This is a genomic window from Pseudoalteromonas sp. SG43-6, from assembly GCF_014164365.1.
Classification (GTDB): Bacteria; Pseudomonadota; Gammaproteobacteria; order Enterobacterales; family Alteromonadaceae; genus Pseudoalteromonas; species Pseudoalteromonas rhizosphaerae.
Genome location: NZ_JACJEZ010000007.1, coordinates 58087 through 72927, shown reverse-complemented (window position 1 = coordinate 72927; position 14841 = coordinate 58087). Strand labels below are relative to the sequence as shown.

General features: G+C 38.8%; 12 protein-coding genes. 9 read left to right on the top strand and 3 right to left on the bottom strand.

Going from position 1 to position 14841, the window contains the following annotated elements:
* The first annotated feature begins 597 nt into the window (after positions 1–597).
* Complete coding sequence (locus tag H5201_RS04745) at positions 598–3369, top strand: hybrid sensor histidine kinase/response regulator (RefSeq protein ID WP_182739404.1); 2772 nt, start codon at positions 598–600, stop codon at positions 3367–3369.
* A gap of 49 nt (positions 3370–3418) precedes the next feature.
* Here H5201_RS04745 and H5201_RS04740 read toward each other — a convergent pair whose 3' ends face one another.
* Both H5201_RS04740 and mutY read right to left on the bottom strand, forming a co-directional pair.
* Entirely contained in the window at positions 3419–3691 is a 273-nt protein-coding gene (locus H5201_RS04740) for an oxidative damage protection protein (protein ID WP_145237543.1), read from the bottom strand.
* Positions 3692–3721: 30 nt separating this feature from the next.
* Positions 3722–4789, bottom strand: coding sequence for an A/G-specific adenine glycosylase (gene mutY / locus H5201_RS04735; protein ID WP_220497142.1), 1068 nt, complete (start codon positions 4787–4789; stop codon positions 3722–3724).
* A 166-nt stretch (positions 4790–4955) separates the two neighbouring features.
* Between mutY and trmB the strand changes: the two genes are divergently transcribed.
* The 5 genes from trmB (at position 4956) to arcA (ending at position 9860) form a co-directional block, all read left to right on the top strand.
* Complete coding sequence (gene trmB / locus H5201_RS04730; RefSeq protein ID WP_145237549.1) at positions 4956–5681, top strand: tRNA (guanosine(46)-N7)-methyltransferase TrmB; 726 nt, start codon at positions 4956–4958, stop codon at positions 5679–5681.
* Positions 5682–5715: 34 nt separating this feature from the next.
* Entirely contained in the window at positions 5716–6741 is a 1026-nt protein-coding gene (rsmC, locus tag H5201_RS04725) for a 16S rRNA (guanine(1207)-N(2))-methyltransferase RsmC (RefSeq protein ID WP_149980882.1), read from the top strand.
* Between the two features lie 147 nt (positions 6742–6888).
* A complete protein-coding gene (locus H5201_RS04720) occupies positions 6889–8514 on the top strand; it encodes a sensor histidine kinase (protein WP_182739405.1) in 1626 nt (541 codons plus the stop codon).
* Entirely contained in the window at positions 8511–9035 is a 525-nt protein-coding gene (locus H5201_RS04715) for a YfiR family protein (RefSeq protein ID WP_182783809.1), read from the top strand. The genes H5201_RS04720 and H5201_RS04715 overlap by 4 nt, the downstream gene beginning before the upstream one ends.
* 108 nt (positions 9036–9143) lie before the next feature.
* Positions 9144–9860, top strand: coding sequence for a two-component system response regulator ArcA (arcA, locus tag H5201_RS04710; RefSeq protein ID WP_016709833.1), 717 nt, complete (start codon positions 9144–9146; stop codon positions 9858–9860).
* Positions 9861–9887: 27 nt separating this feature from the next.
* Here the strand turns inward: arcA and arcB are convergent, their stop codons facing one another.
* Positions 9888–12212, bottom strand: a complete 2325-nt coding sequence (gene arcB / locus H5201_RS04705) for an aerobic respiration two-component sensor histidine kinase ArcB (RefSeq protein WP_182717014.1) — start codon at positions 12210–12212, stop codon at positions 9888–9890.
* Between the two features lie 213 nt (positions 12213–12425).
* Between arcB and folE2 the strand changes: the two genes are divergently transcribed.
* From folE2 to mtnN, 3 genes are all read left to right on the top strand, one after another.
* On the top strand, positions 12426–13346 hold the full coding sequence (folE2, locus tag H5201_RS04700; protein WP_182717013.1) for a GTP cyclohydrolase FolE2: 921 nt from the start codon (positions 12426–12428) through the stop codon (positions 13344–13346).
* A 91-nt stretch (positions 13347–13437) separates the two neighbouring features.
* Positions 13438–14031, top strand: a complete 594-nt coding sequence (locus H5201_RS04695; RefSeq protein ID WP_145237569.1) for a DUF2726 domain-containing protein — start codon at positions 13438–13440, stop codon at positions 14029–14031.
* Between the two features lie 102 nt (positions 14032–14133).
* Positions 14134–14841 (top strand): 5'-methylthioadenosine/S-adenosylhomocysteine nucleosidase, encoded by a 708-nt coding sequence (gene mtnN / locus H5201_RS04690; protein WP_182717012.1) that lies wholly within the window; start codon positions 14134–14136, stop codon positions 14839–14841.

Genomic DNA, 14841 nt, shown 5'->3' with positions numbered 1-14841 from the left:
ATCTGGGCAATTTCAGTATTAATAAAAAATCACAAAGGATTTTCAATGCAATTCCCACTTAGCTCTACTGACTGAGCTATCTGGGCAATTTCAGTATTAATAAAAAATCACAAAGGATTTTCAATTCAATTCCCACTTAGCTCTACTGACTGAGCTATCTGGGCAATTTCAGTATTAATAAAAATCACAAAGGATTTTCAATTCAATTCCCACTTAGCTCTACTGACTGAGCTATCTGGGCAATTTCAGTATTAATAAAAAATCACAAAGGATTTTAATATAACGTCAGCTTAGCTCTACTGACTGAGCTATCTGCGTGTGCGGCGTATTAAACTGGTTTTGCCCTTTCAAGTCAACTTTTTTTTTATTCTTCATAACTGTTTGCACAGTTTTTCAACAAAGCGACTAATAAATGTAAAGTACGCTGTTTTTTACAGCAATAACTCTTTAATTTATGTATTGGATAGGTATTTTAACTGCTTTGTGTACAACAGTCCTAAAAACGTAGTGAATTATTTCTGGTAAATGATAGGATTGATTTCCAGTACACAAGCGACTGTTTAGATTGCGGTTGATAATAGATAAGTTGGATAATAAATGCTGAGTAAATTTTCTTCTCCTGTAAAAGGACTATTACCTCTTTTTATACTAATAAACTTAGCCGTAACAGCACTCGCTGTGGTTGCTTATTCTTTTTACCCTAGCCACACTGAAGACTCAAAAGCACCACCAAGCTCACTAAGTTTAATGACATTAGCTGAGCAATTAGACACTCCTTTAGTAAATGCATTAACTCGAACAGGACAAGATAATGCCACACAACTACTAAATTTAAGTGCTGCGCTTAATAATCAATTTGATTACTACTTATATAGATATACACCTACTGCACAAACACAATTGGTTTTTGCTAGTAATAAACCGGCAATTGCACCGCTAAAACTTGATCAATATTCAGTTGAGCAAGGTATTATTCACTATCAATTAAATTTAAATGATCAACCCGTTGGTGAATTGATCATTAAACAAAAAATAGCTGTAACCCCTCTACTGCCAAATTATTCCATCGGACTTGCATTGGCTATTGCAGGAATTGCTGGAGTAAGTTTATTTTTACTGGCGCTGTTTTTTAACGTTTATCTTAATACGCGGATCCGCAAAAGTAGTGACACTCTTGCGCATAAATTAGAGAGCATCACTAAATCTGGTAGTTACAATACACATATCGACGAACAATTAGATATTGGCCTTGGCGTTGTAGCTAAAAATATCAATCAATTATTACAGCAAGTACAAGATGCCATCAATAGTAATGACATAGCCCAAAAAGATTTGCATAAGCTGCAAAGCAGTCTGGAAACTGAAGTGCAAAACCGCACTTTAGCGCTTGAAAAAGCGAGCCATAGAGCTGAACAAGCAAGCGAAGCCAAAACCACGTTTTTAGCAACTATGAGCCATGAGATACGCACTCCAATGAATGGCGTTATTGGCACCATTGATTTACTAAGGCAAACAGATCTTAATGGCGCTCAGCATCGTCTAAGCACAATTATTCGTGAATCAGCCTTTTCACTACTGGGTATTCTGGATGATATTTTAGATTTCTCAAAGATTGAAGCGGGCAAACTAAATATCGATCCAACTCCTTTTTCGGTCTCGGATACTATTGAAGAAGTTGCCAGAGTATTGTCATCGGTTGCAAAAAAACGCCAGCTTGATTTAGAGCTTGCCATAGCCCCTGATGTACCAATTAATTTAATTGGTGATACTGTTCGCGTTCGCCAAGTACTTTATAACTTATGTAGTAATGCGATTAAATTTACAAGCACCGATGAAAATCGCCTAGGTCAGGTACGCATTGCTGTAGAAGTGGCACAAAATACTGCTGACCATTTTACTCTGCGTTTTAGCGTCAGCGACAATGGTAAAGGTATGAGCCAAGCTCAGCTGCGTGAAATATTCAATCCATTTATTCAAGCCGAAGGATCAATTACCCGTGAGTACGGTGGCACTGGCCTAGGTTTATCTATTTGTAAAAGTTTAACCGAGTTAATGTTAGGGTCGATTAGTGTTACCAGCGATATAGGTATTGGTAGTGACTTTGTGGTGGAATTGCCATTCAGTACTGAAAACACCATAAAGTATGCCCATAAAGGCGCCTTGAAAGATCATTCGGTGATACTCGTCACTGAGCATCAAAGCAGACAACAAACGCTTTCTCGTTATTTATCATTTATGGGAGCAAAAACAATTACAGTGCAAGCGGTGCAAGAAATTGAACAGTATCAAGACAACCCCGGTGTTATTTGGGTGCTTGATGGTATCGATTCAATGGATAGCATTAATTACTTACTACGCCGTTTACTGTATACCCTTGAAGATAATAACCAACAGGTGATCGTACTTAGTAAATTGGATGAAGCCGCAATAAATCACAAAAACATCTTTTACCTTAATGCGTCGCCATTATGTAAGTCAAACTTTATGATGTCGCTATTGGTTGCTGCGGGGCTGCATACACCAAGACAAGTTAAACCAGTTAAAACCCTTAATAATTATTTAAATATTGAACAAGCACGCGAAGAAAACAAACTCGTGCTACTTGTTGAAGACAATATTTTGAATCAACAAGTGCTTACCGATCAACTACATTTACTTGGGTTTGGCGTTGAGGTTGCTGAAAACGGCGAACAAGGTTTAAAAATGTGGCAAAGCGGTCGTTACCCATTAATTTTAACTGACTTACATATGCCTAAAATGTCAGGTTATGACATGGTTGAAAAAATTCGCGACGAAGCCGCGCAACTTGAAGACATCAACGCTCAGCCTTATGTTATTGCAGTAACGGCAAATGCCTTAAAGGGTGAAAAAGAACGCTGTTTAAATGCCGGTATTAACGATTTCATTACTAAACCCGTTGAATTAAATACACTAGAGGCAACACTTAATAGTTGGAGTGAAAGCAAACAAGAGTCGATTACGGCTTCTCCTAATAAGCCGTCAGCACCAATTAACTTTGAAATGCTCGCTAAATACATAAACAATGATGACGCAAAGCAGTTACGGTTCTTTAAAATGTACTTAGAGCAAAGCCATACGTTAGCTAAAGACATTAATACGGGGGTAATGACCGGTGATAAAGAAATAATAATTGCAGCTTGCCATCAACTTAGATCTATATCGAAAACAATTGGCGCAGAAAAAGTAGCTGAGCTAGCTGCTGACTTTGAAGATAACTGTAAAGAACAAGACTTAACCAGTGATCAACTAATTGAGCTGCGTGACAATTTAGAAATTGAGTACTCCCGTGTTGCGCAGTTTTTAAAAGAGCAAGTTAGTAATGCTCAAGAGCAAGATGATCTGATTTAATTCAAGCGTTAAAAAAGGGCTTATTGCCCTTTTTATTCGCATGTGAAAATTATTTTTCTGGCGGACGGTAGCCTTCGATTTCTACATCTTTATCTTCAAACAAAAAGCCAACCATTTGCTCTTCTAAAAAAGTACGATGCTCTGGATCCATCATATTTAAATGCTTTTCATTGATCAGCATTGTTTGCTTGTGCTGCCACTGTGCAAATGCTTCTTTAGAAATATTATTAAAAATCCTTTCACCCAACTCACCAGGGTAAAGTTGGAAACCAAGCCCTTCGGCTTCTTTTTGTAACTTTTGACAAAATACAGTGCGTGCCATGATTGCTCTCTTGTGCTCTTAGAAACGATATCAGTTAGTGTAAACTATTGTAGCAATTTGTTTAACTAGCTTTTTAGTTGGAGCGGCTAAACCAACCTCTATGGACTGGTCCAATGGGTACCAAACTAGTTGTCGCTCATTCACCACATCAGACACTTTATGCAAAGTGAGTACATGCGGATTAATAGTTAATTCAAAGTGCGAAAATATATGCGTAAAAGGCTCAATTGGCACAGTTGTAACGGCAAGCCCTTGCTGTGCTAAAAAAGTATCTAACTGAGATTTTTGCTCAAACTCAAAAAAACTAAATAAGCCGCCCCATATTCCTGAGTTAGGCCTTTTTTCCATCAATACTTGATCATTACATTGAATAATTAATTGATGACACACTTTCTTTGGCACTGCTTTTTTAGGTTTTGAATGAGGGAACTGTTTTACCTGCTCAGTCTTATACGCTGCACAACGCGAGCGCAACGGGCAAGGTTGGCAATCAAACTTGCTACGTGAGCAGAGGCTTGCTCCTAAATCCATCATTGCTTGGTTAAACTCAGTCACTTGTTTTGCTGGAGTTAACTGCTCTGATAGTTGCCATAATTGGTTTTCAACTTTTTTAACTCCGTACCAACCTTCAATCATAAAAAATCTGGCAAGCACACGTTTTACATTACCATCTAATATAGGATGATGTTGGCCAAGAGAAAGCGATAAAACAGCTCCTGCAGTCGAGCGCCCAATTCCAGGCAAAGCAACAACCTCGTCTAACGTTGTTGGAAACTCGCCTTTGTATTGATCTCGGATTATCTTTGCGGTTTTATGTAAATTGCGAGCTCGAGCGTAATAGCCCAATCCGGTCCAGTGATGCAGCACGTGATCTTCATCTGCATTTGCTAAAGCGATAATATCTGGAAAACTTTGCATAAACTTTTCAAAGTAAGGAATAACTGTGATTACCTGAGTTTGTTGCAACATCACCTCAGACACCCACACCTTGTAAGGTGTTTTATTTAATTGCCAAGGTAAGGTTTTACGCCCATGTAATTCATACCAATCGACTACTTGCTGAGAAAACCAGCTTGCTTCACTGTTGTTTAACTTCAAAATAACTACTTTTAAAACCCGACCCTTAATGGCGCTCAGTCTATTGCAGTGAGTTAAAATATCAAGTTATAAACATACACAAAAGATAAGGCCTTGTGATCAACGCCGTGGTCAGGGATAATACGCCACCATTTTAAGACATGTTGTTTTCATCAGGCCAAAATATATGAGTGATTCAAGTAACGATAACCTTGAGCAAGCGATGCAAGAAGGTAAATATATTCGTACCATTCGCAGTTTTGTTAAGCGCGAAGGTCGTTTAACCAAAGGACAAGCTGCGGCAATTGAAAAATGCTGGCCAACCATGGGGCTTGAACATCAACAAGGCATGCTTGATCTAGCCCAAGTATTTGGCAATGACAACGACGTTGTTTTAGAAATTGGTTTTGGTATGGGTAAATCATTGGTCGAAATGGCCAAGAGCGCACCACACCTTAACTTTATTGGTATTGAAGTACACCGCCCTGGTGTTGGCGCATGTTTAATGGATGCTGATGAAGCAGGCATTACAAACTTACGTATTTTTGAGCATGACGCTGTTGAAGTATTTGCTGATTGTATTGCTGAGGGCAGCATTACAACGGTGCAACTATTCTTCCCTGATCCATGGCATAAAAAACGTCACCATAAGCGTCGTATTGTACAACCTGCATTTGTAGAGAGCTTGCGTAGCAAATTAAAAATTGGCGGTGTCTTCCATATGGCAACTGATTGGGAAAACTACGCAGAACATATGCTTGAAGTAATGCAAGCAGCGGAGCATTTTAAAAACCAATCAGAGACTAACGATTATGTGCCACGTCCTGATTTACGTCCCTTGACGAAATTTGAGCAACGCGGCCATCGTTTAGGTCATGGCGTTTGGGATTTAATGTTCGAGCGTATTAGCTAAATTAATCAAAACAACTTTAAAGGCAAAGCCATATATGAGCGCATTAACTAATCCAAGTTCACTTTTACTACGCAATAGTGCAAACCTAACGGCGGACTCTATTTTAGTAGTTAATTTTGTGCAAGATGGCTTTTTGTCACAACTGCGCCAGTTAAATCCAAACAGCAAGATCAGCGCTTTTAGCTACAACCATGCTAATGGCGAATTTGCTAAAAATATCAACACTATTGATGTTTGTGTTAGCCATGAGATAGCCGGTCAACACTTTGACCTCGTTATTTATTACTACCCAAAAGCAAAACCTGAAGCATTGATGACGTTGGACAATATTCGCGCGGTTATCAACCCAGACGCTGAGTTACTGGTGGTTGGTGAAAATAAAAGTGGTGTGAAATCGATCGAAAAGCAATTTAGTAGCCACTGTGAATACAGCAATAAAATCGACAGTGCCCGCCATTGTGCTTTGTATTTATTCACCGAGATAAAAACCTTAGCTGAGTTTGTTATTACTCGTTACCACAAACAATTTAATGTTGATGTGGCTGGCGTTAGTTTTAATGCCATTAGCGTACCTGGCGTATTTAATCACGGTGAACTTGATGGCGGTACTAAAATACTGTTAGAGAATGCACCTGAAATTAAATCTGGCAATGTGCTGGATTTTGGCTGTGGCGCGGGTCTTATTGCGACCTTCTTAGGTTTGAAAAATCCAGCTTTGAGTTTTACCTGTACGGATGTTAGTGCTCTTGCAGCTTATGCAACCACGCAAACATTGGCACTTAACGGTGTAAACGGTAGCGCTTTACTAAGTGATGGATTAGCAAATGTAACTGGAAAATTTGAGCTTATTATTTCAAATCCACCATTTCATACCGGTATTGCCACTGATTATACTGTTGCTGAACAGTTTTTAAGTGGTGCTAAACAGCACTTAACTAAGCAAGGCAAGTTAACTATTGTTGCAAACTGCTTCTTAAAATACCCGCCAATTCTAGAAACTCAGTTCGGTACTTATCAAGTAGTACACAAAACCAATAAATTTTCAGTGTATAGCAGTTAATTACAACTATTGCCTCACAAACGCTGCCAAATAATATAAATGGCAGCTTTTCAACAAAGTTATTATATTTTTTAGTCACTTTGATAGGTCTTTGCTAGACTTACAGCAACTCAATAAAAATTATATAACTGGGCCTTCATTACAATAATGCCTTTATCAACATCGCCAACAAGTATTCGCAAAGCCCTGATCAGTGCAGTCATGCTTGTTACTGCTTTGTGTTTATCGTTATCTATTTCTATTTCGACCTACCTTGATGTCAAAGAGCAAAAACAGTTAATCATCAATAAGCTCAATATCCTTGCAGAAATTATCGCCTTTAATGCCCAAGTAACCGTACTATTTGATGATAGAAAAACCGAAGAACAACGTCTTAAATCTTTCGAAAAAATTCCACTCGTTAAAAATATACATATTTACGCAATTGACGAAATTTCAAATAAAGCGGTATTTTTTACCAGCTTTAATGCACGAAAAACGCCACCAGTGCCGCTTCGGGTTGATAGTATTGAACAACTCCAACAGCCTAGGATCACTGAAGACTACGTAGAACTAATCAAGCCAATCACGTACGAAGGTGATATTAAGGGTTATGTGTATATTCGTGGCGGCCTAGAGCGCCTCAACGAGTATATCAACCAAAAAATTCTTATTGATATTCTTTTAACGTTATTCGTTTTAATACTGGTTTATTTTGTAGCAAAACGAATTCAAAAACGTATTGCCGACCCTATAGACCACTTAAGCAGATTACTGCAAGATGTCTCGAAAAATCATAATTACAACGCCCGAGCCCCAAAAACTAATATTACCGAAATCAACATGCTTTCGAACAGTTTAAACATCATGCTGACTCGCACGCAAAATCAAATAGAGCGCCATAAAAACGATAAGCAAGAAATTAAACAATTAAACCAAAGCTTAGAAGAAAAAGTAAACCAACGTACAATCGCGCTCAGAGAAGCAAATCAAGAGTTGCTAACAACCCTTGAACGGATGCATCAATACCAAAATCAGATTGTTGAAAGTGAAAAGATGGCCTCTTTAGGGCAAATGGTTGCAGGTGTTGCACATGAAGTAAATACACCTATTGGTTTAGGGATCACTGGCTCTACCCTGCTACGCGATAAACTGGCAGAAATAAGCCTAGGGTTTGAGCAAAAAACCTTAACCTCAAGTCAATTGAAACGTTTTATCGACAATGGTATAGAAAACTTAGATCTTATCTATCGGAATTTAAATCGCGCTGCGGAACTGGTATCCAGCTTTAAAAAAGTAGCGGTGAACCAAGATGGAGAGATTAATTCGCTGGTCAATATGCATGAGCTTATCACCAACGTGATGCTTTCAATGCGTACTGAATTAGAGAGCAAAGCTCCTAAAATCGTTATTCATTGTTCTGAACAATTGATGATCGAAAGTAAAGCAGGCCCGCTTCAGCAGATATTGCAGCAATTGTTAAGTAACTCGGTGATCCACGGCTTTAAAGATAATCAAAATAACGAAATCGAAATTACAGTGGAACGCAACGAAAGTAGCCTGAGCATTAACTATTATGATAATGGTATCGGGGTTGATAAAAGCGTTAAAAAACGCATTTTTGATCCCTTTGTTACCACTAAACGCGGCGAAGGTGGCAGTGGTTTAGGTATGCATCTAGTTTACAACTTAGTCACACAAGCCTTAGGTGGCAATGTTTATTTTGATGATCAAAATATAGAAGGCACACGCTTTATAATTACCTTGCCCTTAACTGAGGCAAGCAAATTATGAAACTAACGGGTTTATTACTGGCTCTGATGCTGTTGTTTCCAGCATTTTTACAGGCTAAATCACCTGAACAAGTCAAATCGGCATTTCTATTTCAGATTGCAAAATTCGTCGAGTTCCCCAAAGTTAACAATAAACAGGCTGTGACTTTTTGTTTTTATGACGTTGAACATGGAATTGGTGAGTTATTAAAGGATAATTCGAATCTTAAAATTAACGATATACCGATTGAAACAGTGTTAATTGATAAAAAACAGCAAATTTCTGAACTTTCTCGCTTTTGTGATATCACATACATTGATGAAATAATGGAAGATGATATAATTCCACTTTGGATCGATACCATTTCATTAAATACCTTAACAGTTGGTGAGAGTATCAATTTTTTAGAAAAAGGGGGCGTTGTCTCTTTGGTCCAAGAAGGGAATAAAATCCGACTGTATATCAATAAACAGCAGTTGTTGCGCAGCAGTTTTAAAGTGCAATCTCGGTTATTAGCTGTTTCTAAATTTCATCCGAATTGATTTTACTTGTTAACAATTGGATATACTCCTATAATCACTAGTATTCGGTTTTATAATACAATACCGAATTAATTGTAAATAAAATATTCCGAAAAAGGTTAATTAATAATGCAAACGCCAGTCATTCTGATTGTAGAGGATGAAGACGTAACTCGACTAAACCTCGTTAGTTTATTTGAAGCTGAAGGTTACAAAGTTATTGAAGCCATTGATGGCGATGACATGCATGACAAGCTTACAAATAATGATGATGTGAACCTTGTAGTTATGGACATCAACCTGCCAGGCAAAAACGGGCTAATATTAGCGCGTGAATTACGTCAAAAGCGTAACGTTGGACTTATTTTCCTAACCGGTCGTGATAATGATGTAGACCGTATTTTAGGCCTAGAAATTGGCGCGGACGACTATATTACTAAGCCGTTCAATCCTCGTGAATTAACTATTCGTGCTCGTAACTTGCTTTCACGTACTGCCCTTGGCGGTGAAGAATCAAGCCTTGAAACAAATGGTGTGATCACTTTCAATGGCTGGGAACTTGACGAAAATAGCCGCTGTTTAACATCACCAAATGGTGATGCCAAACGTTTACCTAAAGGTGAATACAGAGCACTACGTTTAATGCTTGACTCTCCAGGCCGTATTTTTAGTCGTGAGCAGCTAATCAAGCATATGACTGGTCGTGAGTTACGTGCAAATGACCGTACTGTTGATGTAACGATCCGTCGTATCAGAAAGCATTTTGAAAGTGATAACAGCACATCTGAGCTTATCAGCACCATCCATGGTGAAGGTTATCGTTTCATTGGTAAAATCGATAGTTAATATCCGTTCTACCAAGTAATGACAGCATTAACGTTCTAATTGCTGTAAGAATAAATGAAGGGCATGTTGCCCTTCATTTATTTTATCTGCCAATATTGTTAGCCAAGTATTTAATACTTCATCACTTTCTTCAATCGCACCATGTTCCATGATCTTAGCGTGTAACTGTACATCATTTAAACCAACTGAACCTGCAGCACCTTTAAGCTTATGTGCGACGGACTTATACTCTTCACGGTCACCAGCTGCTAATGACGTTGCTAACTCTTGCTGATACTGTGGATTTAGCTTTTCAAATAAACTGCTGCTGCGCTTAAATGTTACTATGCCCATCGAATTAACAAAATCTTCAATGGTTTCAACATCAAGTAACTCTACATTGATATTTTCACTGGCTTCTTTGCTAACCGTCAGGCGTGTTTCATCAGACTGTTGTAGATGTTTAATATCAAATAGTTCAGCCAGCATTTTATCAAGCTTCGTGGTATTGATAGGTTTAGCTAATGCGCCTTGAATTGAGATCCCTTGTAACTCTTCTTCGGCGCTACGCACATTAGCCGTAAGGGCGACAATAGGTAACTTATCAAAATGGCTATCGGCACGGATCTGTCTTGCTACTTCATCGCCATTAATATCTGGCAGTTGCATATCTAGCAGTACTAAATCCAGATCATCCTCAGTTTCAACAAACGACAATGCATCTTCACCGGTTTCAGCCCAGATAACTTCATGACCACGTTGCTCAAGTAAGTTAGTGGCGATTTCAGCATTAAGCGGCACATCTTCAACTAGCAAGATATTCAAACTACGGCCAACATAACTTTGTTCAGCCGGAGCGATACAAAGCGCCAGCGGTATTTCAACCACAAAACAGCTGCCCTCTCCTTCGGTACTGCTTACATGTAATTGTCCTTTCATTGCTGTAACCAAAGCCTTGGTGACCGCTAAACCAATACCTGATCCTATCGCATTAGTACCATTTAAATCCGGCGCTTTATAATACATATCAAAAATACGATGTAATTGCTCTTGTGGAATACCTTGCCCGGTATCTGTTACTTTCATGACTAACCACGCGCCATCCGCACGGTTTTCCCGAACACACGCTAATTGAACTTTACCTTGTTGGGTAAATTTAACCGCATTATTTATTAAATTCCACACCACTTGGCGTAATCGGGTCGGATCTAGTTGCGCATAAATATCCAACATACCTTTGCGCTTAATTTCAAACTCTAGGCCTTTTTGTTCAGCAATTAATCCAGCAAAGTTAACCACATCATTAATAAAATCAGAGACGTTTATTGAGTCGGTAACAATATCGAGTTGTTCGCGATCTATCTTATCTAAATCTATAATATCATTAAAAATATTTCCTAATGTTTCAGCACTAGAAAATACTGTATTACACCAACTACGTTGCTGCTTATCCAAGTCGGTGTCTAGCAACATCCGGGTTAAACCCACAATACCATTGAGCGGAGTTCGTAATTCATGACTTAGGGTGGCAATAAATTTCCCCTTGTCTTTATAAGCGGTTTCAAGTGCTTGAGCAGCTTCTTTACGGCTGGTGATGTCGCGGCCAAACGCTAATAAACCAATGTAGTCACCGTCATCATTAATAAATGGGAGCTTGCGCATTTCAAACCAACGGTTTTCATTGCCTACAGGGTATTCAACATCAAGCGTTAATGCGGCGTGAGTTTTTTCGACTTTGTTATCAGTTAGTAATACTTCCGGTAAGAATTGCGTTGGATAAATTTCCTCTGCAGTTTTACCTATTAACTCGTCACTTGATTTACCCATCACCTCTTCAAACATTTTATTACAACCGGCAAAAACACCATTGTTATCACGGTAATAAAATAAATCAGGCGATGAATCAACAATAGAGCGCAGTAACATGCCTTGTTGAGCAAGCTCTTGCTGGGTTTTTTTACGCTCGACGATTTCTCGTCTGAGTTCTTCGATTGCACGGTGTTTGGCATGAAATGCCATTTTACGTTCATCTATCTCTACATTTAAGCGATTGATATTATCTTTTAAAGTTTGATTTAATAATTTTTCTTGCTTGGTGGCACTATCTAAATACGCATAGGAAGCATCTAACTGGCGAATTGAATTGATCAACACACTGATAATAATGGGCGACACTACTGCAGTAAAAAACATTACGGCAAGCACATCAACGAGCATCACCTCGCCCACTGCAACATAATAAAACATACACGACAATATTAATGCCAAGACTAATAGTAATGCATAACAGATAGTTGCGGTTTTGAATTCACCGAATCGAGTAATTAAACTGGAAAGTGTTCGAGCCCATGGACTCAAAGAGGAATCGATCATATATAAATCTGTCTCTTAACTATACATATAAGTATATAAAAAATCAGCTGACTACACAGCTACAAAAAAACCACTAGTGCTAATATGTTAGCATTTTTGCATTAACTATTTTCATGTTCCGCGACGAAAACAGAAAATTTTCATCTACCACGTATTTTTTATTTATTTCGTGTAAAATATCGCGCTTTACAATTGCCAATAACGAGATTTTTCATGCAAAGCAACATGCCCGATATAGCAGATACGGCTCCCGCCTTACAAACAGGTAAATTAGACTGGGTTGGTATGGCTGATATTGAACTGCCTTTTTTATTTGAATCTCGTGATCTTGCGCCTATTAATGTCAACGCTAAAGCTCGTGCTTTTGTTAATCTTCACAAAGAAGACGCAAAAGGTATTCATATGTCGCGGTTATTTTTAGCGCTCGATACCTTATCAACTGAGCAGCAGGTAAACCCCACAACGATTGCTCAAGCACTAGATACTTTTATTTCCAGCCATGAAGGGTTATCGGATCAAGCTAAAATTGAATTTAAGTTTGAACTACCGCTGCGCAGAAAATCACTCCTTAGCGGCAAAGCGGGTTGGAAAAGCTACCCGTTAACCATAGTGGCAAAAATTGACCGCGGTGTACTTAGTTTTGAGTTAAGCCTTGATGTAACTTACTCATCAACTTGCCCATGCTCAGCGGCATTAGCTCGCCAACTTATTCAACAAGCCTTTGTTGAAAAGTTTCAGCAGCATACTCTTAGCCATGAAGAAGTGGTCAACTGGCTTGGCAGTACCGATGGCATAATCGCCACACCGCATTCTCAACGCTCTATTGCCAATGTAAAAGTCAAACTAGATAGCAGCATCCGTGAGTTTGATATTTTAAGCTTGATCAATACTCTTGAAGATGAGCTTAAAACCCCTGTACAAGCGGCAGTTAAGCGTGAAGATGAGCAAGAATTCGCCCGTTTAAATGGTCAAAATCTGATGTTTTGTGAAGATGCTGCGCGTAAAATCAAAGCCGTGTTAGAAGATGCACAATACGCCGATTACTGGTTACAAATAAACCATTATGAATCTCTGCATGCCCATGATGCTGTAGCGATTGCAGTAAAAGGAATTGCTGGCGGATACCAGCCATAACTTAGCTGTTATAAAGTGTAACTTCATTACAACTGGGCACGTAAATTGCTAAGTAATTTATAGTGTCAATTTGTTGTTGTGGAGTTACCGTATGGAATTCGCTTTATTATCAATTTTAGTATTAGTCGTAGGGGCATCTGTTGTTGCGTCAAAGTTTACCGATGATGGCGGAAACCCTTACCCATTCACGCGTAAAACCAGTGTATTTACGCAAGTTGAAAGCTCATTTTTAAACCTTTTAGAACGTGCTGTAGGCGATCAATATAAAATTGTTAGCCGTGTAAAATTAATCGATATCATTGATTGTAAAAAAGGTTTATCTGCTAAAGCTAAACGTGCTGCAATCGCTAAAGCAAAAAACAAACAACTGGATTATGTGCTGATTGATAAAGAAAAGATGACGATTGTGGCAGCGGTTGACTTAGTAAACAACGCCAATAAAGATGGTCATAAAGCACAACGAGACTGGTTTGTTAATGGTGCACTTGAAGCTGCTGGCATTCCACATATCCGTATGAAAGTTAAATCTGGCTATCGGCCATCAGAAGTACGCGAAGCAATTATGTTTAAGCTTGGCAAGCCGACAGCACAAAGTAGTCGCCCGACACGCAACCGTGTTACTAAGCCGGCGGTACTATCTCCTTCGCAAGCTAAAGCCCATTCCACAGCTTTAGCTGAAATATAAGTTTTCTTAAACGATAAAATGCGAGCTTTTAAGCTCGCATTTTTGTTTTTTATCGCTAACTTCACGTATAATCTAAACATCTAATTAGAGGAATTTAAAATTATGAATGTCGGTATTATTGGCGCGATGGAGCCAGAAGTTAAAATTTTGCGTGAAGCAATGCAAAATCCACAAATTCTAACTAAAGCAGGTTTCACTTTTTATACAGGTGAATTAGCTGGTAACACTGTGACTTTAGTGCAATCAGGTATTGGTAAAGTCGCCTCTAGTATTGCAACAACGTTATTGATTGATAATTTTCAACCAGACTGTGTGATCAACACAGGCTCTGCCGGTGGTTTTGATCCATCTCTGAGTGTTGGCGACGTGGTAATTTCATCTGAGGTACGTCATCATGATGTTGATGTAACCGCTTTTGGTTATGAAATTGGCCAAGTACCACAGATGCCTGCTGGTTTTGCCGCTCACCCTAAATTAATCGAGGCTGCACAACAAAGTGTTGAAAGCATCAGTGACGTGAAGACCCTGATCGGCTTAATTTGTACTGGCGATTCATTTATGTGTGATCCGGTGCGTATTGATAAAGCCCGCGCGGACTTCCCTACTATGTTAGCTGTAGAAATGGAAGGCGCTGCCATTGCACAAGTATGCTTTTCTTTAGCTACACCGTTTGTAGTGATCCGTTCAATGTCTGATATTGCAGGTAAAGAGTCACCACAGTCATTTGAAGAATACCTAGAAACCGCTTCAATAAACTCATCAAAAATGGTGGTCGCATTACTAGAAAAGCTGACTACGGTAACGCTATAA